Source organism: Pararobbsia silviterrae (assembly GCF_003628125.1).
Lineage (GTDB): Bacteria > Pseudomonadota > Gammaproteobacteria > Burkholderiales > Burkholderiaceae > Pararobbsia > Pararobbsia silviterrae.
Window position 1 is genome coordinate 165090 of the sequence record NZ_RBZU01000014.1, and the last position, 24301, is coordinate 189390.

At 62.0% G+C, this 24301-nt stretch carries 24 protein-coding genes; 11 read left to right on the top strand and 13 right to left on the bottom strand.

The annotated features are described in order from the left end of the window. The first annotated feature begins 50 nt into the window (after nucleotides 1-50). From D7S86_RS24455 to D7S86_RS24475, 5 genes are all read left to right on the top strand, one after another. Entirely contained in the window at nucleotides 51-716 is a 666-nt protein-coding gene (locus tag D7S86_RS24455) for a site-2 protease family protein (RefSeq protein WP_121090316.1), read from the top strand. Nucleotides 717-721: 5 nt separating this feature from the next. Then, on the top strand, nucleotides 722-1924 hold the full coding sequence (locus D7S86_RS24460; RefSeq protein ID WP_121090318.1) for a tryptophan--tRNA ligase: 1203 nt from the start codon (nucleotides 722-724) through the stop codon (nucleotides 1922-1924). Nucleotides 1925-1994: 70 nt separating this feature from the next. Then, the gene (gene dapA, locus D7S86_RS24465; RefSeq protein WP_121090320.1) at nucleotides 1995-2903 is read left to right on the top strand and encodes a 4-hydroxy-tetrahydrodipicolinate synthase; all 909 of its coding nucleotides are present in this window, start codon (nucleotides 1995-1997) and stop codon (nucleotides 2901-2903) included. A gap of 70 nt (nucleotides 2904-2973) precedes the next feature. Continuing rightward, nucleotides 2974-4101, top strand: a complete 1128-nt coding sequence (bamC, locus tag D7S86_RS24470; protein ID WP_121090322.1) for an outer membrane protein assembly factor BamC — start codon at nucleotides 2974-2976, stop codon at nucleotides 4099-4101. 28 nt (nucleotides 4102-4129) lie between these two features. Then, entirely contained in the window at nucleotides 4130-4903 is a 774-nt protein-coding gene (locus D7S86_RS24475; RefSeq protein ID WP_121090324.1) for an MBL fold metallo-hydrolase, read from the top strand. 917 nt (nucleotides 4904-5820) lie between these two features. On the opposite strand, the gene D7S86_RS24490 is transcribed toward D7S86_RS24475, so the two are convergent. Next, on the bottom strand, nucleotides 5821-7092 hold the full coding sequence (locus D7S86_RS24490) for a cupin domain-containing protein (RefSeq protein WP_121090325.1): 1272 nt from the start codon (nucleotides 7090-7092) through the stop codon (nucleotides 5821-5823). A 32-nt stretch (nucleotides 7093-7124) separates the two neighbouring features. On the opposite strand from D7S86_RS24490, the gene D7S86_RS24495 reads away from it, so the two are divergent. Beyond that, on the top strand, nucleotides 7125-7667 hold the full coding sequence (locus tag D7S86_RS24495) for an FKBP-type peptidyl-prolyl cis-trans isomerase (protein ID WP_121090327.1): 543 nt from the start codon (nucleotides 7125-7127) through the stop codon (nucleotides 7665-7667). 269 nt (nucleotides 7668-7936) lie between these two features. Here the strand turns inward: D7S86_RS24495 and D7S86_RS24505 are convergent, their stop codons facing one another. Both D7S86_RS24505 and mutS read right to left on the bottom strand, forming a co-directional pair. Then, nucleotides 7937-9094 (bottom strand): hypothetical protein, encoded by a 1158-nt coding sequence (locus D7S86_RS24505; RefSeq protein WP_121090331.1) that lies wholly within the window; start codon nucleotides 9092-9094, stop codon nucleotides 7937-7939. Between the two features lie 47 nt (nucleotides 9095-9141). Then, nucleotides 9142-11829, bottom strand: a complete 2688-nt coding sequence (mutS, locus tag D7S86_RS24510) for a DNA mismatch repair protein MutS (protein WP_121090333.1) — start codon at nucleotides 11827-11829, stop codon at nucleotides 9142-9144. A 162-nt stretch (nucleotides 11830-11991) separates the two neighbouring features. Between mutS and D7S86_RS24515 the strand changes: the two genes are divergently transcribed. Then, nucleotides 11992-13260 (top strand): tyrosine-type recombinase/integrase, encoded by a 1269-nt coding sequence (locus D7S86_RS24515; protein WP_121090334.1) that lies wholly within the window; start codon nucleotides 11992-11994, stop codon nucleotides 13258-13260. Here the strand turns inward: D7S86_RS24515 and D7S86_RS24520 are convergent. The 9 genes from D7S86_RS24520 to D7S86_RS24545 form a co-directional block, all read right to left on the bottom strand. After that, nucleotides 13205-13465 (bottom strand): helix-turn-helix transcriptional regulator, encoded by a 261-nt coding sequence (locus D7S86_RS24520; protein ID WP_121090336.1) that lies wholly within the window; start codon nucleotides 13463-13465, stop codon nucleotides 13205-13207. The genes D7S86_RS24515 and D7S86_RS24520 overlap by 56 nt on opposite strands. 23 nt (nucleotides 13466-13488) lie before the next feature. Next, nucleotides 13489-13956, bottom strand: coding sequence for a hypothetical protein (locus tag D7S86_RS24525; protein WP_147432460.1), 468 nt, complete (start codon nucleotides 13954-13956; stop codon nucleotides 13489-13491). Continuing rightward, nucleotides 13953-14120 carry a hypothetical protein gene (locus tag D7S86_RS29645; protein ID WP_158602080.1) on the bottom strand — a complete coding sequence of 56 codons (168 nt, stop codon included), beginning with the start codon at nucleotides 14118-14120 and terminating at the stop codon, nucleotides 13953-13955. Before D7S86_RS29645 ends, D7S86_RS24525 begins: the two co-directional genes overlap by 4 nt. An 8-nt stretch (nucleotides 14121-14128) precedes the next feature. Beyond that, nucleotides 14129-14584: a hypothetical protein gene (locus tag D7S86_RS24530; protein ID WP_121090339.1), complete on the bottom strand. Its 456-nt coding sequence runs from the start codon at nucleotides 14582-14584 to the stop codon at nucleotides 14129-14131. Further along, nucleotides 14584-15846: a ParB/RepB/Spo0J family partition protein gene (locus D7S86_RS24535; RefSeq protein WP_121090393.1), complete on the bottom strand. Its 1263-nt coding sequence runs from the start codon at nucleotides 15844-15846 to the stop codon at nucleotides 14584-14586. Before D7S86_RS24535 ends, D7S86_RS24530 begins: the two co-directional genes overlap by 1 nt. Then, nucleotides 15843-16190: a beta-hexosaminidase gene (locus tag D7S86_RS29285; protein ID WP_147432461.1), complete on the bottom strand. Its 348-nt coding sequence runs from the start codon at nucleotides 16188-16190 to the stop codon at nucleotides 15843-15845. The genes D7S86_RS24535 and D7S86_RS29285 overlap by 4 nt, the downstream gene beginning before the upstream one ends. A gap of 7 nt (nucleotides 16191-16197) precedes the next feature. Further along, nucleotides 16198-16392: a hypothetical protein gene (locus tag D7S86_RS24540; protein ID WP_147432462.1), complete on the bottom strand. Its 195-nt coding sequence runs from the start codon at nucleotides 16390-16392 to the stop codon at nucleotides 16198-16200. A 205-nt stretch (nucleotides 16393-16597) separates the two neighbouring features. Then, nucleotides 16598-16759 carry a hypothetical protein gene (locus D7S86_RS29650; protein ID WP_158602081.1) on the bottom strand — a complete coding sequence of 54 codons (162 nt, stop codon included), beginning with the start codon at nucleotides 16757-16759 and terminating at the stop codon, nucleotides 16598-16600. 115 nt (nucleotides 16760-16874) lie between these two features. Then, entirely contained in the window at nucleotides 16875-17585 is a 711-nt protein-coding gene (locus tag D7S86_RS24545) for a LexA family protein (protein ID WP_240648390.1), read from the bottom strand. Nucleotides 17586-17667: 82 nt separating this feature from the next. Between D7S86_RS24545 and D7S86_RS24550 the strand changes: the two genes are divergently transcribed. Further along, a complete protein-coding gene (locus D7S86_RS24550; RefSeq protein WP_121090343.1) occupies nucleotides 17668-18003 on the top strand; it encodes a transcriptional regulator in 336 nt (111 codons plus the stop codon). Nucleotides 18004-18296: 293 nt separating this feature from the next. Here the strand turns inward: D7S86_RS24550 and D7S86_RS24555 are convergent, their stop codons facing one another. Next, complete coding sequence (locus tag D7S86_RS24555; protein ID WP_147432463.1) at nucleotides 18297-18545, bottom strand: hypothetical protein; 249 nt, start codon at nucleotides 18543-18545, stop codon at nucleotides 18297-18299. A gap of 125 nt (nucleotides 18546-18670) precedes the next feature. On the opposite strand from D7S86_RS24555, the gene D7S86_RS24560 reads away from it, so the two are divergent. The 3 genes from D7S86_RS24560 (at nucleotide 18671) to D7S86_RS24580 (ending at nucleotide 24248) form a co-directional block, all read left to right on the top strand. Continuing rightward, nucleotides 18671-19183: a phage regulatory CII family protein gene (locus tag D7S86_RS24560; RefSeq protein WP_121090347.1), complete on the top strand. Its 513-nt coding sequence runs from the start codon at nucleotides 18671-18673 to the stop codon at nucleotides 19181-19183. A gap of 602 nt (nucleotides 19184-19785) precedes the next feature. Next, a complete protein-coding gene (locus D7S86_RS30460; protein ID WP_121090351.1) occupies nucleotides 19786-22506 on the top strand; it encodes a VapE domain-containing protein in 2721 nt (906 codons plus the stop codon). Nucleotides 22507-23690: 1184 nt separating this feature from the next. Beyond that, nucleotides 23691-24248, top strand: coding sequence for a hypothetical protein (locus D7S86_RS24580; RefSeq protein WP_147432464.1), 558 nt, complete (start codon nucleotides 23691-23693; stop codon nucleotides 24246-24248). Nucleotides 24249-24301 lie beyond the last annotated feature (53 nt).

Here is a 24301-nt window from a genome sequence, read left to right on the forward strand (position 1 = left end):
CGACGCCGGCCCGTTCGGCGCGCCGGACCCCCTTGCTACAATAGCGCCCCATGTACGATACCCTGATCCAGAATATTGCCGTCAATGCGCTGCCCGTCGTGTTCGCGATCACGCTGCACGAGGCCGCGCACGGCTATGTCGCGCGCATGCGCGGCGACAACACCGCCTACATGATGGGGCGCGTCTCGCTGAACCCGGCGCGGCACATCGATCCCATCGGCACGATCGTGATGCCGCTCGTGCTGTATTTCCTGACGAACGGCGCGTTTCTGTTCGGTTACGCGAAGCCGGTCCCGATCAATTTCGGCGCGCTCAAGAATCCGCGCTGGGACAGCCTGCTCGTGTCGATCGCCGGTCCCGCATGCAATTTTGTTCAGGCGATCATCTGGGGCGTCGTCCTGATCGGATTGCAGGCCTTGGGTATCGATGAGCCGTTTTTCTCGAGGATGGCCAGCGCGGGCATCGGCGTGAACCTCGTGCTCTGCGCGCTGAACCTGTTTCCGTTGCCGCCGCTCGACGGCGGCCGCGTGCTCGCGTCGCTGCTGCCGCCCAAGCAGAGCTACGCGCTGTCGCGCGTGGAACCCTATGGTTTTTTCATCGTGATGATTCTCGTGACCACCGGCGTGTTTGCGACGTTCTGGCTGAGGCCGCTGACGCAGTTCGGCTTCCAGATCATCGGATCGTTGCTGAATCCGTTGATCGCGCTTATTTCCTGACGCTCATGTTCCCTGAACGCATCTTTTCCGGCATGCGCCCGACCGGGTCTCTGCACCTCGGCCACTACCACGGCGTGCTGAAGAACTGGGTCCGGCTACAGAGCGAATATCCGTGCTTTTTCAGCGTCGTGGACTGGCATGCGCTGACGACGCACTACGAAACGCCCGAAGTCATCGAGGCGAACGTCACGGAAGTGCTGATCGACTGGCTTGCTGCGGGCATCGACCCGACGCAGGCGACGCTGTTCATCCAGAGCCGTGTGCCCGAACATGCCGAACTCGCGCTGCTGCTCGGCATGAGCACGCCGCTCGGATGGCTCGAACGCGTGCCGACGTACAAGGAACAGATCGAGAAGATCAAGGACCGCGACCTCCAGACCTATGGATTTCTCGGCTATCCGGTGTTGATGGCCGCGGATATCCTGCTGTATCGCGCCTCGCTCGTGCCGGTCGGAGAAGACCAGGTGCCGCACGTCGAAATGACGCGTGAAATCGCGCGCCGATTCAACTATCTCTACGGCCGAGAGTCGGATTTCGAGGAAAAGGCGCTCGAAGCGGCGCGCAAGCTGGGTGGAAAACGCTCGAAGCGCTATCTCGAGTTGCGCAACGCCTATCAGCAGGACGGCGTCGACGAAGCGCTCGACCAGGCGCGCGCGCTGTTGCAGGAATCGCAGAGCCTGTCGCTCAACGATCGCGAGCGGCTGTTCGGGTATCTCGAAGGCGCGCGCAAGATCATTCTCGTCGAGCCGCAGGTCTTGTTGACCGAAGCGTCGCGCATGCCGGGTCTCGACGGGCAGAAGATGTCGAAGTCTTACGGCAATACGATCGGCCTGCGCGAGGATGCGGACACGATCGCGAAAAAGGTCAGGACGATGCCGACCGATCCGGCGCGCGTGCGCCGCACGGACCCGGGCGATCCGACCCGGTGCCCGGTCTGGGAGTTGCACGCCGTCTATTCGGACGATGCGACGCGAGAATGGGCTGCCGCGGGCTGCCGCAGCGCGGGAATCGGGTGTCTCGAATGCAAGCAGCCGGTCATCGACGGCATCTTGCGCGAGCAGCAGCCGATGCTCGAGCGCGCGCAGAAGTATATGGACGACCCGTCGCTGTTGCGCGCGATCGTCGCCGACGGCTGCGACAAGGCGCGCAAGTTCGCGCACGAGACGATGCGTGACGTACGCGAGGCCATGGGGCTCGCTTACACCTGATGTGACAGTTTGGGGTGGCGGTTCTTGAATCCGCTACAATCCCGTTTTATCGAATTTACTGGCGTTTTGGATGACTACCGGAACTGACTCGGTCGCGCGCGGCACCTCCATCCGTGGCAGCATCGTTGCCATCATCACTCCGATGCACGAGGACGGCAGCCTCGATTTGCCGGCGCTCAAGCAACTGATCGACTGGCATGTCGCCGAGGGGACGGACGCGATCGTGATCGTCGGGACGAGCGGCGAATCGGCGACGGTGTCGGTCGAGGAACACAAGCAGCTGATCCGGGAAACGGTCGAGCATGCCGCGGGCCGGATTCCGGTGATCGCGGGGTCGGGCGCGAACTCGACGGCCGAGGCGATCGCGCTCACGCGGCACGCGCGCGATGTCGGCGCCGACGCGACGTTGCAGGTCGTGCCGTACTACAACAAGCCGACTCAGGAAGGCATGTTCCGTCATTTTTCGGCGGTGGCCGAAGAGGGCGGTTTGCCCGTGATTCTGTACAACGTGCCGGGCCGCACCGTTGCCGATATGAGCAACGAGACGATCCTGCGGCTCGCCGAGGTGCCGAACATCATCGGCGTCAAGGACGCGACGGGCAATCTGGACCGTGCGGTGCATCTGATCAAGGATGCGCCGGCGGGTTTTTCGATCTACAGCGGTGACGATCCGACGGCGATCGCGCTGATGTTGATGGGAGGGCACGGCAATATTTCCGTCACGGCCAACGTCGCACCGCGCGCGATGTCGGACCTGTGCCGGGCCGCGCTGGCGGGCGATGCCCGTACGGCGCGCGAGATCCATCTGCGTTTGCTCGGTCTTCACCGACACCTGTTCGCCGAATCGAATCCCATCCCGGCGAAATGGGCGCTTGAGCAGATGGGCAAGATCGAGGGCGGCATTCGCTTGCCGCTGACGCCGCTGGCCCCGCAGTTCCACGACGTGGTCCGGGCGGCGATGCGCGAGGCCGGTCTCTGATCCGGCACGACTGAACGCGCGCACGCCCGTGAACTGCCGTGGCCGCGCTTTTCGATATTCGAAGGACTTCATGACACGCTCTGCCCGTATTTCCCACATTGCGCGCGCCGTGGCCGCACTCGCCCTGTTGGGCACGCTTGCCGGCTGCGATACGCTCAACGATTGGCTTGCTCCGGATCGGGTCGACTATCGCAGCGCGACGAGCGCGCCGACGTTGACGGTTCCCGAGGACCTGTCGAAGGCGCACCTCGACGATCACTTCACGGTGCCGGCCACGCAGATCGGGCTCGGCGGCGCGCCGCTGTTCACGCAGACGGCGAACGGCACGGCCACGCTCGGCCAGCCGACCGCGCAGGATCCGCTCGGCATGCATATCGAACGCGACGGCGATACGCGCCGCCTCGTCGTCGATGGACGCACGCCCGAAGAACTCTGGAGCGAACTCAAGGAGTTCTGGGGCGAAAACGGCTTTGTCGTCGAGACGGATCTGCCCGCGCAGGGCCTGCTCGAAACGAACTGGGCCGAGAACCGCGCGAAGATCGGCAACGACTGGTTCCGTGCGTCGATCGGCAAGCTGTTCGACGGTATTTACTCGTCGGGCACGCTCGACAAGTTCCGCATGGTCGTCGAAAAGGGACCGAACGGCGAAACCGAGATCACGATTTCGCATAGCGCGCTCGAAGAAGTCATGATCGGCCAGCAAAAGGAAACGTCGCGTTGGGTTTCGCGTCCGCGCGATCCGAATCTCGAAGTCGCGCTTCTGAATCGCCTGATGCAGAAGTTCGGCCTCTCGAACACGCAGGCGCTGATGCTTGAGGCGAACGCGCAACCCGGCGATCCGAAGGTCTCGACGGTCAGCGACGGCGGGACGCCCGAGCTCGACGTGGCGGAACCGTTCGATCGCGCGTGGCTGCGGATCGGCGTCGCGCTCGATCGCAGCAGCTTCGCGGTCGACAACAGCGACAAGAGCAAGGGCCTCTACTACGTCCGCTATGTCGACGACACGCAGGACATCAAGAAGGAAGGTCTGTTCGGCAAGCTCCTCACGAGCAACGCGCAGCCGAAGAAGCTCGTCGTCAATGTCCGACCGAAGAACGATGCGCTGACGCAGGTCACCGTCGTCGATGCGAGCGGCAACTTCGACACATCGGCTGAAGCGAAGCGCCTCGTCTCGACGTTGAGCGCGGCGCTCAACTGAGCCGCGGCTTCGACGCGCGGCGCGTCTGATGCGCTTCACGAGTCTCGGTAGCGGCAGCGAGGGCAACGCCCTCGTCGTCGAAGTCTCGGAAGGGGCCAGCACGACGCGCGTGCTGCTCGACTGCGGTTTCTCGGTCCGCGAGCTGCAACGCCGTTTGCTGCGCGCGGGTCTCGATTTCAGCGATCTCGATGCGCTGATCGTCACGCACGAACATACCGATCATGTCGGCAGCGCCCTGACGCTCGCGCGCAAGGCGCGGCTTCCCGTCTTCATGAGTTGGGGCACGGCGCTCGCGTGCGGCGCGGACGATGGCAGCATCGATCTGCGTATCCTCTGGGCCGGCGACCCGCTCGCGATCGGCGATATCGAAATCCATCCGTACACGGTGCCGCACGACGCGCGTGAGCCGCTCCAATTCGTGTTTTCCGACGGCGATGCCCGGCTCGGTGTGCTGACCGATACGGGGTGCCCGACGCCGCATATCGTCGAGATGCTCGGCGGCGCCGATGCGCTGGTGCTCGAGTGCAACCACGATCGCGAGATGCTCGCGGCGAGCCGGTATCCGGCCTCGCTCAAGCGGCGCATCGCGGGAGATCTGGGTCATCTCGCGAACGATGCTGCGGCGCACCTGCTTGCGCAGATCGATCGCAGCCGGATGCGTCATCTGATCGCCGCCCATTTGAGCCAGCAAAACAATACGCCGGAACTCGCGAAGGCCGCGCTTGCGCAGGTCGTCGGCGCAGCGGCCGGCGACATCGTCGCGGCGACGCAGGCCGACGGATTCGATTGGCGAACCCTGTAGCGCAACGTGGACCGAGTGCGGGCGTAAACCAAGCACCACGCTCGGCTCGCCAGCGGCATTACGCGTGCAAAACGGCGGGCCCAAGAAAGACCTAAACAAGGCCTAAGCGACGCCTAAACAAGGTCGCAGCGGAAGTGTAGTGGGGCCGAGCAGAAGTTCAACGAAGAAGCTCAGCGAGACCTTGGCGGAACCCTAACGGGGGCCGTAGCGGAAGCTCGGCGAGGCCATAGCAAGGCGCTCAGCGGACTGGAAATGGAGGCTCAACGCGGGCCCAAACGAAAGCGTCGCAAGGCGCTTCGTGCGGGCCGAAGTGTGCGCGGCGCGCGCGCATAAAAAAACCGGCCCGCAGGCCGGTTTTTTTCCAAGCGGAAATCCGCTTAGTTGCTTGCAGCCGAAGCCGGAGCGGCAGCCGAAGCGCCTGCGTCCGAAGCTGCGGCCGGAGCCGATGCGGCGTCAGCAGCCGGTGCCGATGCGGTCGCGTCCGAAGCAGCAGGTGCTGCAGCAGCCGGTGCCGAAGCAGCGTCGGCGGCCGGTGCCGAAGCAGCAGCAGCGTCGCTTGCCGGAGCGGCAGCCTGGTCGCTGCTCGACTTGCCGCAAGCTGCCAGAGCCAGTGCAGCCATCAGGGAAGCGAGGAGGAGGGATTTCTTCATGATCACGTCCTTTTATGGATAAAGGTAAGCAACAGCGCGAATGTTACCGGTAATGTTTATGTGCTAACACCGACCTTGGCCGTTGGCGTTGGCGCACACGAATGCGCCCCATTTACCGACGGCTTGGCCCGAAATTATATGCACTTTCGTACAGAGAGTCGATAAATCTTGCCAGTTGTACGATTGCGCCACACGAGCCTTTTAATGGCTTTAAGAATATCCGCAAGGCTTGTTGAGAATATGCCGATATGCAGCTATCAGCAACGCTCAAGCCGCTCGTACCCAACCTGCACAATACCATTCGTGAACGAGCACTGTCATTGCAGCGGTCTCCGAGAGTGTTACAAAGTCTTTCCCTTCAAGCGCCTTGCGATCGGCGAGCCGCTGCACGCCATCGCGGATCGATCGTTCAAGCCGATCGGTCTCCCCATTGATGTAGAAAGCGCGGTCGTCGTACAGCAACACGGTACGCGGATCGACCCGCACGCCGTGTGCGCGCGCATGCGCCAGAAAAGCCTCGATGTCCATCGGATCCTCGGGCGCATCGAATACGACCGTCGGCTTGGGTTCGCTCAGGTATCGACCGACAAAACGTTCAATATCGGCGCGATTCCATTGCACATTGCGTATCCATGCCTCGGCCGTGTCGGTCACGTCCTGGGGGATCCGAGCCGGCGTCAACGTCGGTTCGCGTCCAGGGTCTCGCAAGCGGCGTGCCGCCCCCTTCATCTCGCCGGCGCGTTCGGCGAGATCGAACAAGAATTGGCCGATCACCTCGCCGGCCAGCGGCGCGCGAAAACCGATCGAGCACGTCATGCACTCGCCGATCGCGACGCCGTCATGCGCGATGTGCGGCGGCAGATAGAGCATGTCGCCGGGTTCGAGCACCCATTCTTCGGTCGGCTCGAAGCGGTCTAGAATCTTCAGCGGCATGCCCTCGCGCAAGCTCAGATCGCGTTGCGCGCCGATGCGCCAGCGTCGCTTGCCATGCGTCTGCAACAGGAACACGTCATAAGAGTCGAAGTGCGGCCCGACACCGCCGCCATCGGTCGCATAGCTGTACATCACGTCATCGAGCCGCGCATCCGGCAGGAAACGGAACCGGTTCATCAGCGCATGCGTCGCGTCGTGGTGCAGATTGACGCCCTGGACGAGCAGGGTCCATTGTTTGCTTCGCGACGACGGCAGTTCGTCGGGCGCGAACGGCCCATGATCGAGCGACCATTTTCCGCGACGTTGCGCGATGAGGCGGCTTTCGACATCGTCCCGATCGGCGAGATCGAACAATGTCGCGCGATCGATCAACGATGCCGTGTCGCGCACCGCGCCACGAATCAACAACGGTTTGCGCTGCCAGTAGCGGCGCATGAATTGCGCGGCGCTCAGGCCGCCGAGCAGCGTGTCGATCGACGCGTCGGCGGCGGCCGGCGCATCGTCATCGGCGCGCGTTGCGCGCGTACCGTTGGCGTGCGCGCGAGCGCGCGGTCGGGCAGGGGTGGGCGAGGATGAACGGGGCGTGTTTGAAGGCCGCGGCGGCATCGTATAATGCGGTTTGGTTTCCGGAGGAACGAATGAAGATCGTCAAGAATACCGTCGTATCGGTCGCTTACACGCTGTCGGATGCGCAAGGCAATCTGATCGAGCAAAGCGACGAGCCGATGGTCTATTTGCATGGCGGCTATGATGGCACGTTCCCCAAGATCGAGGAAGTGCTCGATGGCCGAGAGCCCGGCTTTGAAACGCTGATCCAGCTCGAGCCCGATGATGCGTTCGGCGAATACGATCCCGAGCTCGTCAAGATTGAAGAGCGCGGACGTTTTCCCGAACCGCTCGAGATCGGCATGCAGTTCGAGGGCACGCCCGAGGAAAGCGACGATGATCTCGATGCGCTGATCTACACGGTCACCGATCTCGCCGAAGACAAGGTCGTGCTCGACGGCAATCATCCGCTTGCGGGCATGGCGCTGCGCTTCAAGCTCAAAGTCACCGAAGTCCGCGAAGCGACGGCCGACGAAGTCGAACATGAACATGCGCATGGCGCCGACGGTCTGCAAGTCGTCGACGACGAAGACGAGGATGACGACGACGAGGAGCCGCCGCGTATCCTGCATTGATCGAGCGCGTTGCGCGTCCGTTTGAGCGCGTGCGTGTCGAATGCGAACCCAGCCCATGCCGTCGTGCGTGCGCTGGGTTTTTTTGATGGGCGTTCGATGTCGCGATGCACGCTTCACGCCGATCTTCGCGCGATCGTCGGCGACCGCGGTATTGAATCTGCGAGTGCGGTAGGCCGAACCGTGCGCATCGCGCTCGGACTGGCTTGCGGCTCGCATACTTGGGGCTCGCATTGATCCTGCCTTTGCCGCGCGTTTGTCCCGCTATGACGCTATTCGCCCTGCGGCCGGTCGGCAGGGGGAAGCGGCAGCATCTTCGGCGCCTCGACGCCGCTCGGCGCCGAGGATTCCGGGGCCGCCGGCGCGGGCGCGCTCTCGGGCGGCAAGGGCGCGACTTTCTCGAGCTGGATCCGGAAGACTTGCTTGTGCTCGGGGTCGACGCGCACGCGAACCCATTGCAATAGATGCGGCGAACCCGACACTTCGAGCCGTGCGAAATTCGCGACGCGTGCGCCATGTTCGTCACGCAGCGGCTCGTCGATCCGGTACCCGGTCGCAAGCGGCCCGATGCCGCCGTCGATCAGCAGCACGGGCCCGTCGAAACGTTGCGTGAGCTTGAGCAAGGCTTGCTTGAGTTCGGCATAGCCGTCATGTGCCGACTGCCGGTCGAAGCGCAGCCATCCGAATAGCCGGTCGTGCCGTGCGCCGGCTTCGAATTGCGGATCGCCTTCGAAGACGATGACGATCGCGCGCGCATGCGTGTGGCGCGCGACCGTGTCGGCGCGGTCGAGCCATGCGCGATTGGCGACGTCGCGCTCTTCGAACTCGCCGTTTCGACCGCCTTCGTTCAGGTAGTGGTTGTTGTCGCCCGGCACGTTCAATGTCACGAAGACGATGTCGCCGGATTTGTCGTCGGATTTGGCGCCCACTTGCCAACGCGTGTTTTCGCGGTACATCCGGAAGCGCGCGTTGGCGCTTTCGCGCGAGAGCGGCATCGGCGCGACGCCGAACGATTGATCGTCGTCGAAGAAGTGTTCGCGAATGAAGTCGAGGCGTTCGCGCGGATCGAACCCGCCGTTGGGCCCGAACTGACACGCGATCCACTCGTTCTCGCCGGGCGCGTAGAACAGCGGCAGCGGCGAACTGTCGAGCCAGGCCTTGCGCGCGAGCAGCAGCGTGTCGTCGCACGATTCGCCGGGGGCCTTGATATTGCCCGTGTCGATGATGAGCCGCGGCGGTTCGGCCGAGCGCGCAATGGCATCGAGCAGATGCCGCGCTGCGGGCTCCTCGGCGCTACCGAACGGACCATTGCCGATGACCGCGAAACTGAATCCGCTTTCCGCGGCCCAGGCCGAACAGGCCAGTCCCATCGATGCAATCGCGCAGGCCTGTCCGAGCACCCATATCCATCGCCGGCACAGCGCGCGCATCTGATGGATAGTCGATCGATGAATCCGGCGTGCGCTGTGCATGGGGTTCAGTGTGTCGGCTTATCGGGCAAGGCCTCGCCGTTCGCGAGCGCTTGCAATGTATAGAGCAGGTCAAGCGCATCGCGCGGACGCAGTGCATCCGGGTCGATTTCGCGCAGTCGCAGCAGCGCGGGGTGATCAATCGACGCGGCGGCCGATGCGCGCGATACGTCCTCGCCGTCTTCGTCTTCGTCTTCGATATGTGCCGATGTCGAGAACAGATCGAGCTGCGGCGTATGCGCGATCGATTGCTGCTCGAGGAACGCCAGATGTTTGCGCGCCGCCCGAATGACGGGCGCCGGTACGCCCGCGAGTTGCGCGACCTGCAGGCCGTAGCTCTGGCTCGCGGGACCTTCATCGACCGCATGCAGGAAGACGATGCCGTTGCCGTGCTCGACCGCCGACAGATGCACGTTCGCCGCCTGCGGGAATTCTTCGGGCAGTTGCGTGAGTTCGAAGTAGTGCGTCGCGAACAATGTGTAACAGCGCGTGGTACTCAGTAGATGCCGCGCGATCGCCCATGCGAGCGCCAGACCGTCGAACGTCGAGGTGCCGCGGCCGATTTCGTCCATCAGCACCAGGCTGCGCTCGCTTGCGTCGTTGAGGATCGCCGCGGCTTCGGTCATTTCGACCATGAACGTCGAGCGCCCGCCCGCGAGATCGTCGGCCGCGCCGATACGCGTGAAGATCCGGTCGATCGGCCCGAAGCGTGCTTGATTCGCGGGCACGTAGCTGCCGATATAGGCCAGCAGCGCGATCAACGCGGTCTGGCGCATGAAGGTCGATTTACCGCCCATGTTCGGGCCGGTGATCAGCAGCAGCTTGCGCGCGTCCGACAGCCGGCAATCGTTCGGAATAAACCGCTCGACCTGCGCTTCGACGACGGGATGGCGTCCCTGGTCGATCTGAATGCATTCGTCGGTCACGAATTCGGGCGCGACCCAGCCGAGCGTGCCCGCGCGTTCGGCGAACGTCGCGAGCACGTCGAGCTCGGCAAGGGCCGCCGCGACCGACTGGCAGATGCCGAGAAACGGCAGCATCGCCTGCAGCACGCCGTCGTACAGCGTTTTTTCGCGCGAGAGCGCGCGCTCCTGGGCCGAGAGCGCCTTGTCCTCGAATGTCTTGAGTTCGGGCGTGATGTAACGCTCGGCGTTCTTGAGCGTCTGGCGGCGGCGGTAGTCGTCGGGGACCTTGTCGGTCTGGCCGCGCGTGACTTCGATATAGAAGCCGTGCACCTTGTTGAATTCGACGCGCAGATTGTTGATACCGGTCCGCGTGCGCTCGCGCGTTTCGAGATCGAGCAGGAATTGCCCGCAGTTCTCGGAGATATCGCGGAGTTCGTCGAGATCCGCGTCGTAGCCGCGTGCGATGACGCCGCCGTCGCGAATGACGACGGAAGGCTCGGGCGCGATCGCGCGTTGGAGCAGTTCGACGGCGTCGGGCGGCGGCGCGAGTGCGGCATCGAGCTCGCCGATCCGCGGCGAGTTCGATGCCCAGGTCGTCAGGCGTGCGCGGAGCTCAGGCAGGGCGGCGAGCGTGTCGCGCAGGCTCGCGAGATCGCGCGGCCGGGCCGAGAGCAGCGCGAGCCGCCCCGTGATGCGTTCGACATCGGCGATCGCGCCGAGCGCGTGGCGCAGGCCATCGAGGTCACCTTCGATCAATGTGCCGATCGCCTGGTGACGCGCGGTCGGCACCTGCGCGTCGCGCGGCGCGTGGTGCAGCCAGTAGCGGAGCAGGCGGCTGCCCATCGTGGTTTTGCACGTGTCGAGCAGCGATGCGAGCGTCGGCGAGTCGGTGCCGCGCAGTGTTTCGGTCAGTTCGAGATTGCGTCGCGTGGCCGGATCGAGACCGATGTATTCGGATTCGCGTTCGACCTTGAGACTTCGGATATGACGCAGTTGCTGGCCTTGCGTCGCGCTCGCGTAGTGGAGCAGCGCGCCGGCCGCGCCGCATGCGATGTCGAGCGATTGCGCCGAAAAACCGTCGAGGCTCGCGACTTCGAGTTGCTTGCACAGCCGCTCGCGTCCCGCGTGGACATCGAAGTGCCAGGCGGGCACGCGTCGGACCGAGCCCGCGCTCGACGGCACTTGCAACAGGTGCTCGGCATCCGCGTCGGCGATCAGGGTCTCGGCCGGCCGCACGCGCTCGAACAGCGCCGCGACCTCGTGCTCGGACAGTTCGGCCAGCCGCAAGGCGCCGCTCGCGAGATTGACCCAGGCGAGCCCATAGCGCGGCGCTTGCTTGCGCGCGCCGGCCGTTGCACAGATCGCGAGCAAAAAGCTATCGGACTTGTCCGAGAGCAGGGCGGCGTCGGTGAGCGTGCCCGGCGTGACGACGCGCATGACTTTGCGTTCGACGGGGCCTTTCGATGTGGCCGGGTCGCCGATCTGCTCGCAGATCGCGGCGGATTCGCCGAGTTTGACGAGCTTCGCGAGGTATTGCTCGACGGCGTGATAGGGCACGCCGGCCATCTTGATCGGCACGCCGTTCGACGATCCGCGCTGCGTCAACGTGACGTCGAGCAGGCGCGCCGCCTTGACTGCGTCGTCGTAGAAGAGCTCGTAGAAGTCTCCCATCCGATAGAACACGAGCGTGTCCGGATACTCGTTCTTGATGCGCAGGTACTGCTGCATCATTGGAGTGTGGCGGCTGATATCCGTTGCGTCGGAGCCTTGAATTTTCACGGTAACGTCCATCAATGCCTTATCTGGTGCGGTTTTGCGCGAGATTCGTATCGGTTCGTCTGTGGCGGTCGCACTTGCTTGCATCGCGTCACACTTGAGGCTTCAGCGTAGGTTTTCAAACCTAAACCTACGCTGTACGATGTTGGTTCAGAAAAAACCTACGCCGACCTCAGAATGCGCTTCGACGCTCGCGCTGCAAAGCTGCTTCAACCGCAGACCCACATGACGATCGATGGTTCGCCCGGCTTGCGTCTTGAGGCGAGCGCCACGCGCAAATCGTGGATCTATCGTTACAAGTCCCCGATCAGCGGTCTGATGAAGCAGACAAAAATTGGCGCATGGCCAAACATGTCCGTGGCGGCCGCGATCACTGAGTGGGAGAAGCTCCGCGAGTTACGCGACGCCGGTATCGAGCCCGGTGGCGACAAGCGCAAAACAAGTGCCGACATGGTACCGCAGACGTCACGATATACCGTGGAACAGGTATGCCGGGCTTACCTCGTTGGGCACGTGGAGGTGAGTCGAAAATCGAAGGGAGCGGCCGAGATCGCTCGCATGTTTCGCACGATGCTCGATGACGTCAAGGATCTCGATGCGTCGAGCGTTACGCGCTCGCAGGCGTTCGATTTACTTGAGTCGCATCGTTCTCGCCCTGTGCAGGCTCAGAAGCTGCGAGCCGAGCTAGGCGCTGCCTGGGACTATGCGTTGGATGCTGGCCGCCTTCCTGATACCACGCCAAACTGGTGGCGCCAGATCTTGCGTGGGAAGCTCCGAAGCACCGGCAAAACCATCGCGGGGGAACGTGTCGGTTCGGTCAAGCGCGTGCTCAGTGACGCCGAGGTCGGCGAGTTGATCCGTTGGTTGCCAAACTTTTCCGATCTGCTGTCGGACGCGTTGACGCTCTATTTTTGGACGGGGACGCGCGGCGGCGAGATCGTCGCGATGGAAGGGGCTGAAATCGCCGATGAGCCGGACGGCCTGTGGTGGACGATCCCCAAAGCAAAGACGAAGAACGCGCGTCGCGATCGTGCGACAGACCTTCGGGTGCCGCTGATCGGCCGGGCTGAGGCTATCGTGCGCAAACGCAAAAGCCACTTTGGTGACCGCTATTTGTTTCCGGTGGGATTTGACGGACATAGCCCGCAAAACACTATTCAGACGCAGGTGTATTACCACCAGCCGTATTCGAATACGCGGCCTAAGATGCGGCGCCCAAGGCTGACGGTGTCACATTGGACGCCGCATGACATTCGCCGGACGGTGCGGACGATGCTAGCGGCGATGGATTGTCGAGACGACGTCGCCGAGGCGGTGCTCGGCCATGTCCAGCCCGGAGTAAAGGGCGTTTATAACCGGCACAGCTATGATAAGCAGCGCCGGGAGTGGCTCACGAAGCTGTCGGCTCACCTGGAGACACTCGCTTCGACGGGCGCGGCTTCTTAGCGCTCGTGTTCGGCGGCGGTGCGATGTCGGAGATCGGGCGATTTTCCGCCCAGTCCTCGATCTCGCGCGTGAGCCAGCCGACGCGATGATTGGACAGCATGCGCGGCCGGGGAAACGAATCCTCGCGTACCAGCTTTTGAACGGTGGCCACCGAGAGTGCCACCGTGGCGGCGACGGAATAGAGGTCGAGATAGATCGGCTTCATTGACGGTTGATCCGTGATTCGGTTCAGGGTTGCACGTCGACAGACGATGCGCCACGAGCGACGACGTATTGCGGCAGGATGTGGGCAAACCTCGCCAGTGCGGTCCACCACGCTTCGTTGGTGCTCGCGTGCCACCTAACGACGTTAGGCGAGACACGAACGGCCAAGCCGGCGTCGATAGCTGCCTCGTTGACTGCGGGCGAGAGCGGACCGAGTTGCGCGGCCTGCTCGGCGTGCGCGCTCCGATCGATCGCCTCGATGCCGGCCATCGCGAGCGCGGCGATTTTGAGCAGTCGGCCGCGGTGCGTCGATGCTTTCGCGGCCGCGCCGAGGTCGACTTGCCGCGCGACGTACGTCAGGAATTCGAAGCTTGAGTGGCGGTCATCGTGTGCAGGGCCGCCCCATTGATAGTCTTGACGATCACGCTCGGCAATGATTTCGGTCGTGATGCGCATTTGTTCTGCAAGCTGCTCTGAGGTCTTGTGGCTCAATTAACCAACTCCAACGCGGACAAGGTCACCGCAAAGAATTCGTTTGATAGGTGCGTCGTTTCCATGCGCGTGTCGACCAGATCCTGATCGATCGAAAGGAGCGCAATGGCGCACGCGCAGATAGCGACGGCGAAGGCAATCGCGAAATAGATTCCCGTGGTCATACGCGGCCTCAGAACTCGCTCGGCCGCTCGACGGCGTGCTCGAGCAGCATGAAACCGAGCTGTAATTGCCGACCCGCGCCGGTGGCCATGTCGCGGGCCTTCTCAGCGTTTCTGTACCGGCTATACGGTGCTTGATCGTCGCGCATGACGTCGAGCAGCTCGAGCTCGTTGTCGCGGGCGAGCTCGTCGATCAGCTGCCCGACGAGTGCCCGGATGGACTTGATTCGCAAGAGGTAGGCGAGTCGACGTGTCGACTCGCTTTCGTCCATCTGGATATGGTCAGGCCGCGCAAGCGGACTGACATCGTCCTTCTGGATGATCTGTTCGCATTTCGATGCGTTAGCGCTAGTTCGGGCATGCGCGAGCGAACCGACTTCGCTCAACCGCGCAGCGCCAGCGGAGTTTTGCGCCGGTTCCCGCTTGCGCGACAGCGGGATAGGGGTAGAAGCCGAGGCGTGGTTCATCACGAAGCCTCCGCGAGGTCTTCCGTCCAGTCGGGGTCCGGTGCGAGCCAGAGCTTGTCGAGCCACGCGCGCACGCTAGGCAGCTCTTTTGCATTCTCGAACTCCGAACGCCGAATGCGGACCGTCGCCTGACGCACAGCCACTCGTATCGCCTCGCCGCGCGTCGGATATGTCGTGTCGCCCTGGCTCAGCTTGCACGGGCTGGAATAGAACGAAGTGCCGATCTGATAGGTAAGCGCGAAAATCCACTGGTCTTGCGCGACGTGCGCAAGATGGATCGATAGCGGTGATTTGCGCGTGCGCTTGGACAGCGGTGCGTTGATCGTTTCGTGATCGTAGACGCCGTGCTCATTTGCAACGTGAATCGCGTGCTTCTTCTTGCGCACGGGCAGCTCGAGCAGATCCTCCAGGCCAGTCAATGCCTCGTGCACGCCTTCGATCGTGCCAGGAGAGAGTTTGCCGAAAATCGGGTCGTGCAGAACCGACTGCAGCGCTTGCAAAAGTTGCTTTGCCCGCAATGGAGTGATCGTCGCGCTTGCGGGCTTGGGCAGAGCCTTCTTCGTAACTTTGGCTTTGCCTTCGGCCTTGGCTTTCGAGGCGGCGGCGACGAGCCGGTCGCATGCCTTTTCGGGGCCGTGTTTGCGGATCTCTTCAATAGCGAGCGTGCCGGCGATTGTCTTGTCGCGAACGAGTTTGTGTATTTCCTTGGGAGCATCGGCGAGGAGCAAGACATCGCGCACCGTCTGATCCGTGATGTTGAGCCGCTCACGAATCGTTGAATCGTCGACGTCGAGTGCGCGCAGCTCGACGATGGCGAGTGCCAAATCGAGCGGTGACAGCTTTTCGGAATCGTTGTCAACGACACCCGCGACGATCATGTTCGCGCGGTTGACCGTCTTCGCATCGTCGATCACGATGGGTACGCGGTCGATCTCGGCGCCCTCTTTGATCGCGAGCAATACGGCGTGATAGCGGTGCTGGCCGGCATATACGAAGATTAGGTCTTCGCCACCAATCTTTTTGACGATGCAGCCGAGTGGGCTTTTGCGGTCGAAACCGTTCGCTTTGATCAGATTCGCAACGTGGCGCACGCGATCTTTATCAAGCGGTCGAATGTTGTCCCGCGCGTCGTAGTGAATCTCGTCCGGGGGGACGGCCCACAGGTCGGACGAACCGCCGCGAGCCGCTTTGATGGCGGCTTTGGCGTTTCCGGTCACGATCACGGCGTCGAGCACAAGGGGGGTAGTCGCGCGCTTGCTCATGCGACCGCCTTTACGCGTATCGGCTGCCATCCGCGCGTTTTGGCTTTGCCGATCACCGAACGCGTTTCCCGGCTCGCGACCTCCGCGCGATGCTTCCTGATCGCGGAGGCGCAATCGTCAACGCCCGGCATCGAGAGTTGCGAACGGACGGGGGTATCTCCGTCCATGATCGTGTAGAGCGTGTACTGCGTGGTGCTGTACGGGCGCCGGGCGACGACATGAGGGCCGACAAGGATCGGCGTGGTCGGGCGCGGAGCATTCGGGTCGTACGGCACGCGAGTGTGGAGGGACAGCGTGTCGCCTCGATCTACCTCGCGGTAGGGCTCGTCATTGAATCGCGGCATGGTTGTCTCAGTCAGAGTCGCCGGATGCCAAGCGCTTGAGGTCAACGTGCGCGGGCTTTGGCGGCGTGGAGGATGCGCGCTGTTTTCGAATCTCAGCGCAGTTGCGGAGTGCGAGGCGAAGGCCGGGCGATGCGAGCGCATCGACGATGTCGCCGACGCAGCGCAGTTCCCGGAATTCGCGGGCGATGTCTTCGTCAGTCACGTCGAGTCGGGCTGGCATCGCGTCGGCCCTTTACGCGCGGTACTTCGAATACGGATGCGTCGGCGGGTTCGGATCGGGCTCGAACAGCGAGCCGAGGATCACGAGCGCGGCGAGGATCATGACGGCCTTAAACCACCAGCGTGATTCAAAGTCCCTTTGCTTTTTCGGAGGGCGCTTTCGCGAGGCGAGGAGTGCAGTGCGCATGTCAGCTCCCGACGCGAATGACGTCGACGACGAACGCGCAGCCCGTCACGTGCATTGCGCACTGTGCGGCGGCGACGGCATCGAGCGCTTTGAGCTGAATGAAGGTCGCAGGCGCTCTCGGCGCGTGGCCCCTCATGAGATAGAAGCAGCGGTAGCTTTTCATATGGCCTCCGTGGATGGTGGAGGCCATATTAGTAAAAACTAAACCGTAAGTAAAGTACCAACTAAACCAAAAGGCGAGCGACCATGGCACGCAGCGCGCACTTAACTGTCATTGTTTAGCGACGGCGGTACTTTCGGTGCTCGACCATTACCCCAACGATGTGCATCTCGTCACGATCGCTGTTGAGGGTTGGGAAGTCGTCGTTTAGTGGAACCAATTCAAAAATCATCGCGCCGCGCGCGTTGGTGCCTCGCGGGCGATACTTTTTGAAGGTCACTTCCTCATTGCCATTCTTTGCGACAACGAAGTCGCCCGGCTGAGGTTGAATGTGCGGGTCGATGATAACCCTGTCGCCTTCAGGAAAATCCGGAAGCATTGAAACCCCCGTGATTTCAAGGGCGAACGCGCTATCCGATACGTCAATATCCGTCATTAACTGATCAAAGCCTTGGCCCAAGTCATACGGGTCAATGGCCTCCGTCATCATCCCGGCCTGCGCATAGCTGATGACGGGAACGCGCCGTTGGCCCACCCCTGCGAGCTCCACATTGTTATCAAATCGCGGAGCGTCGCGAGGCGGGATGCTATCGCTTTGTGAGGATTTTGTCTGTGAAATGAAAGGCGATTGATTTGAGGGGTTCGCCAACTCGCGGTCGAGCAGACCTCGAGGCATGCTGTAAGTCTGCTCGATACGACGCGCGGCACGCTCTCCGAATGAAGCGTTGCCGTTCACGAGCTGCGAAAAATAGCTCTTCTCTTTAGCTGGTGTGCCGTGTTCCGCAATCCACAAACGTAGCTGCGACCGGCGGATGTCTTGTATGTCCATCCCGAGAGTTTAGAGAACTATAAATTAGCAATCACTTCACGTTACTTGACCATGAGTTTAGTTGACACTAAACTCATGTCCCATGGACCTTAAAACGTACATCGCAACATCCTCGCGCGGAACGGCGGCCAAGCTCGCCAAGGCTTTGCGCGTCTCGCCATCCTACTTGTCGCAGATGGCGCACGGTGTTGCTCCAATCTCCCCCGAGCGATGCGTCGAAATCGAGCGTGAGACCGACGGTGTGGTGAGACGTCGCGAACTGCGGCTCGACGACTGGCGGCTCATCTGGCCAGAACTCGATCCGGACAGTCGTGAGTTCAGGGCGCTAGGTGCAAGCGACGATACGCAACCTCCTGACGGCAAGCCGCATCGAGTGAGCAGCAGCGAAGCGAATCGTACCGGTGCATGCACGCCGTAAACAGCATGAAACAACCGAGTCTCAAGAGGAGAGGTAATGCGACGACTTTACGGGCGAATCGTGTGGTGGTTGATCAAACCGGGCTTTGACTACAAGGGGGAATGTGACCTTGCTGCGTTCAAGTTGAATGCAGCAATGGATGTCAGGCGTCGAATGACCGATGCTCTGGCGCGTGAATCGAGACCGGGCGGTCTGATTTATCGGTGGCGCCGCGATTAGACGGCATGAGTGTATCGGGTGCCTCGGGATCTGCCATGTTCTTCAGCGATCCCGAGAGTCATAGCAGGACGCCGTCAGGGATTGTTGATCAGGGCCTCGGAAAATGGCACGGCGTCCCGAATCAGTGAGTCGAAGTAGTCACTCAAATATGCCCTCGCCTCGCCATGGGCGTCGGTATGAGAAAGCGCCTGACGCTTAACGAGTTCGCCAATTTGAGAGAGCAACTCGACTTGCTTGGGCGTCTTGGTGACCAGGGCCACAAGGATCGAAATCGCCGCGCTCTGAGCCATCACTTGAAGTTCAAGCTTTTCCAAATCAGTCATGAGTGTCCCTTTCGTCAGTTGTTGGGGTGTGGAAGCTGCAATTTTCTCACGACTGCGGACACTCTCTTTGTACCGGCTGACGACACAGATCGTCGCTATCAACGACCCATCTCACCGGGGCAGCAATGACCTGCAGATACAGCGGGATTGATTGGCGTGACGTCCTTTACACGTCCGTATGTGACACACCAGGCGGCGTCGAGGATGCGGCTAGTTTCCTTTGCCGCCGTCGTGGCAAGCAGCGCCTCACCGGCGAGTCGCTTCGCCTGAAGCTACGCAGCGTCGGCGATGCGCGCATCTCGGCTGAGATCTTCGAGTTGCTGATCGAGTGGATGCTCGAGAAGCGTCAGCCGCATGCGCTTGACGCGGTTTATGCATTCAACGAGCGATTCGGCCTCATTGCAACGGCTCGGCAGACCGACATCGAACCGCTTGGCTCGCTGCCAAACCAGATGATGAAGATCACGCACGACACGGGGCTGCTCGCTGAAACTGTGATCGATGCTCTGGCTGATGATCGGATCGAGCGACACGAAGCCGATGCGATCGCCGAGCAAGCGCGTGAGTTGCAACGTAAGGCCGAGGCGTTGGCGCAAGCCGCGCTTGAGGTCGCCGAGAAACATCGACGGCAGATCTGACGATGCGCTTCGTGCCCGGCATGACCTGTTGCAAGCCGGAGCGTGTTGCGGTTGGGTTGGAATGCGATGTCGCAGACATGGTGTGCTGCGCTGCGCATTCCTGCCAATCCGCAGGCGACTCCGGGCGCGCAAACCAGCTCCGTCGCCTCGCTTCGATCTTCCCGCCTGACCGCCTAGTGCAAATCGCCCAGGTGGCGCATTGCGTCGCCGATGCTTTGCCAATCCTCGCGCAGCAATGCGCGGCACTCCCTGACCGTGCAACACGGCGCTGCTATGCGGCCGTGGTCGAGCGCGTTCTGAACGAATCCGACTACAAAACCTTCCTCGATCTGCATGCGGAGCATTGGGCGCGCAGTCGGGGGATCACTCACTCCGGAGATTCAAAGTGACTTTGATCCTGCAAGCGATTCTCTCGGCCGCAGGGGCCGCCGTTCGACCAGCTAGGCAAACGGCGCCTTGTGTACGCGCAGGCACCAGCGCGAACGTAGCCGGGCGTCTGCGCAACCGCCGTCGTTCGTTGGAAAAAAGAGTACTCAAACTTTTGTGCGACGTGCCTAACCGGCAGGTGCTGGATATCCGGATTGCGCGCAAGGACTTGGCAAATGGCGACGCTTGATCAGATCGTCGATCAGCTCAGGGCGGCGGGGCACCCTGAGGTGCCGGAAGGCCATCCGGTCGTCGACGACAAACATCATCGATATGGCAAGGGCAAGAAGCATTGGTACGTGCTTCACGAGGTGCAGCGCGATGGCCGTGTGATTGGCTATACGGGAGCGTTCGGCTGCTGGTCCGGTGATGACAATGGCGCAACGCCGTTCGTTTGGCAGGGCGCACACATAACCGCTGACGATGTTGCAGCAGCGAAGCGTCGCCAGGCAGATGCCGAACGTGCCGAATCGGAGAAAAAGGCGATTGCGGCGCGGAATGCGGCGAATCGCGCGGCAGCGCAATGGGGTAAGGCGGCGCGCGAGGGCGCGTCTGCATACCTTGAGAAGAAGCAAATCACACCTGAAGCCGTTCGATTCGACGAGTCTGGTGACCTGCTCGTGCCGATGATCGTCTACGAACAGCCGTCACGTCTTGCTGGCCTGCAGAAAATCACGCCCGATGGCGCCAAGCGGTTTAACGGCGGGATGGACAAGCGCGGGACCGCGTGTCGACTTGGTGACGTCACGTCTGACGACAAGGTCATCATGATCGCCGAGGGTTACGCGACCGGGCGATCGATTCGAATGGCAATCGACGACGCGATCGCGGTCTATGTGGCGTTCGATGCCGGCGGGCTGCTATCGGCTGCGACAAACATCCGGCAAGCATACCCGGATGCACACCTACTGTTCTGTGCGGACGACGATTGGCGTATATCGCAACGTGCCGCCGAACACGTGGCCGACGAATACGGCGTGCTCGACCAACTGATCGAAGACGCGCCCCCGATTCGTGTCGAAACAAAGGCGACGTGGTACGACCTGCGGTTGTCGCGAGCAAGCGATCCTCAAGGTGTCGAATCCCTTGAGCTGCACATCACGAATGACGTCACGAGCCGCGTGAAGCGGTTCGAGAACACCGGAATGAAGCGAGCGAGTGAAGCCGCCGCGCAGCTCGGTAATGCGTCGGTTGTCGCTCCGCGCTTCGTTGATCGCGGCGATCGGAAGCTGACGGACTTCAACGATTTGCACGTCGAAGAGGGTCTGCACGTTGTCAAAGCGCAGATCGAGGCCGCTTTATTGTCGGCACTCGCACCGCCGTTGTCCGAGTCGCCGGTCGGCGCGCATCTGCATGTTGTGGATGTGGGTGACGACCCGCTTTATGACGAGGCGGTCAAGGCTGTCCGTTCGCACAATCGTGCCTCGATCTCGCACGTTCAGCGAGTGCTCAAGGTCGGCTACAACCGCGCGGCTCGGATGCTTGAGGCGTTGGAGGCTGCTGGCGTGGTGATGGCTCCGGATTCGAGCGGTGCTCGCCGCGTGGTCGGCGCGAGCGGGCGCGCGACGTCTGGTGGCGCAAAAGCGGGGGACGGCGACGACGAGGGGCAGGATGCGGCAACGAAATGGCAGCGCGAGCTGCAGCGCACGGATAAGGGCGCGCTGCTACCGAACCCGGTGAACGTATTCACGATATTGCTCAACGATGCGCGGTGGGAGGGCGTGCTGGCGTTCGAGGAATTTTCGAATCGAGTAATGAAGCTGCGACCGCCGCCGTATTTCGGAGGCGAGGCGGGGGAATGGACAGATCGCGACGATGCGCGTTGCGTGCTCTGGCTCGGTCAGAACTATTCAGTGAGTCCACGCAGCGACATCGTCATGGATGCGGCGTATCTAGTCGCCGAGCGCCGCCGCTATCACGTCGTACGTGACTACCTTGGCTCGCTCGTATGGGACGGCAGGCAACGCCTGCGCCAATGGCTCACGACGTATGCCAAGGCGCCGGATACCGAGTATGTGCATCTTGTCGGCTTCAAGTGGCTGCTCGGCGCCGTTGGCCGCGTGATGCAACCTGGCTGCAAGATGGACAACGTGCTGATTCTCGAAGGCGCCCAGGGCGGTGGCAAATCGGGCGCGTTTCGAGTGCTCTTCGGCTCGTCATGGTTCACCGACGCGAACATCATCATCGGCGACAAGGACACGTTCTCGGTCATGGCCGGCAAGTGGGTCATCGAACTGGCCGAACTCGACGCACTGAACAAAGCCGACTCCTCGTTGGCGAAGAAGTTTTTCACGACGGCAGTCGACACGTATCGTCCTCCATACGCGAAGCGTGCCATTGACGTGCCTCGGCAAAGCGTATTTGGCGGCTCGGTCAATTTTGATACCTATCTCAAAGACGAGTCCGGAAATCGACGCTACTGGCCGATCAAGGCGGGCGCACAGCTCGACTTGAAATCGCTCGCGGCCGATCGCGACCAGATCTGGGCAGAGGCCTTCGCGGGATACCGCGAATGGGAAGCGGAAAACGCGGACGCGGGTGGCACGCTGCCGACACCGTGGCAGGTGTTGTCGTCGGAGATGCCGCTGTTCGCCGCTGAGCAGGACGCTCGTTACGAAGGTGACGTGTACGAGACCATGATCGGGCGCTTCCTTGAGCTCCGGTCGAAGGTGACCATGGAGGACATCCTGTCCGAGTGTCTCAAGCTCGAAGTGTCGAAATGGTCACCAGCCGAGCAGCGCCGTATCGGGAAGGCCATGAAATCCCTTGGCTGGGAGCGCAAGCGGGAGTCGACCGGTTCGCGAACGTGGTTCTACGTGAAACCAGAGGAACCGATGGATGACGTCGCGCTTGTCGCGGTAGCGAGCAGAGGCGTCGACGATGACTCTCCGCTCTAATGCCTCGCCTCAATCAGCGCGCCAGCCGATCGGCCACGGCGCGCGCGACAGCCAGTCTCGGCGCGCTGCGCGCGGCGTTGCAGCTCGCTTCGATTCGTCCCGCGTCCCAACGTCCCAAGCGCCTCGCCTCGTGCACGTGAGCGTATGCGGGCGACGTGCGCGACACGGGGGCGAGGGTGCGCATGTCGCACCCGTCCGCGCGCAACGACGCCGTTCTTTGCTTGGGACATTGGGACATAAGGACATTCAAGGGGAATCGCAATGATCGATGTGAAAGAACTAGCCGGTGTCGCGATGAATGCTCGTGGGCAACTGTCGGATGCGATCCCTGATCCACAAGTAACTTTGGCCGCGCTCGCATTCGCGAACGAACTCGGAAGCTTGCTCTGGCGGATGCAAGCGGGCCAAGATGTTTCTCGCTCGACCGTCGATCGTGCGACGAAGCTGCTTGCCGTGCAGATGCGTACCGATTCGCGATTCAAGCGTCGCAAGTTCACGGGGCTCGATCGCGAACAGAAACGCGAGCGCAATGCGGGACGGCGCTACGTTCGCGAGACGGCCGACATCGTCGAGCGATTCGCAGCGCGCGTGATCCTTGAGTGGGTCTTCGAGCGTTGCGGTGTTTGCAGCGGGCGCGGGAAACTTGGATTGACCGATACAGCAATTCGACAGTCATCAAAATGCGCGACGTGCGGCGGTTCCGGGCGACAGCTCGTGGATGAGGAGCGTATTCCGTTCGCCGCCGGCTTGAACGGTCCGCTTGTGCTGCGCGAATACGAGCCGTGTTCGGCATGCAATGGCCTCCGCCGCACATTCTCGCGCTCGAAGTCGGAGCGCACGCAGCTATGTCCGCATTGTCGAGGCACTTGCATCGAACCGATCAATCATCCTGAGCGCGCACGCGCACTTGGCGTCGACTCGCACGTCTACGAGAAGCACTGGCGCGATCCGTTTGCCGCGATGCTCGACTATCTGGATCAGGTCGACGAGCGGGCCTCGCGCGCGGTTACACGTCAAAGGCGGTGAACGTCAATGCTTGAAATTCGGAAAAAGCTTGGCCTATACTTCGAACCGTCCTTTACGGCGGCACTGGACCTTCGCTGGCACCGCGCGTTAGTCGTGCAAACCTCTCGAGACAAAACAACCATAAGCGGTGCTCGTTAGGTCCAGTGGAGGCGTTCGCCTTGAAAATCATCGTAAGCCTCGGTGCGAAAGCGTCGAGGCTTTTTGCTTTGGACGTGCATATGGGAAATCCCGCATTCTCGATGACGGTCGATACCACGCAACTGGGAAGCGCGATCGAGGATCATGTGCAGCGTCAGATGCCGTATGCAATTTCGGTGGCGTTGAATCGAGTCGGTCGTGCCGTGATTGCGGCCGAGCAGAAGACGATGAACGATGTGTTCGATCGTCCAACGCCATACACGCTGAATGCCTTGCGCCTGAAGGCTGCGACCAAAACCAATCTGGTCGCGCAGGTTGCCTACAAAGACGATGCGTACAAGGGCACGCCCGCGACAAAGTACCTTTCGCCGCAAGTTGACGGCGGAGCACGCAGCGTCAAGCGAATCGAATCATTGCTGCGCGCTCGCGGCCTGTTGCCGTCCGACATGTACACCGTGCCGGGAAGTGCGGCTGTGCTTGACCAGTATGGCAACTTTAGTCGCGGTCAGTACTCGCAGATCCTTGCGCAGTTACAAGGTAAGCGAGTCGCGAGCGCCGTCTTGACGACGGCGTCGTGATCGTCAGTGGCCGGCGCGAAGCTGTTCCGCCACGACCCACGGCGTCAATTCTT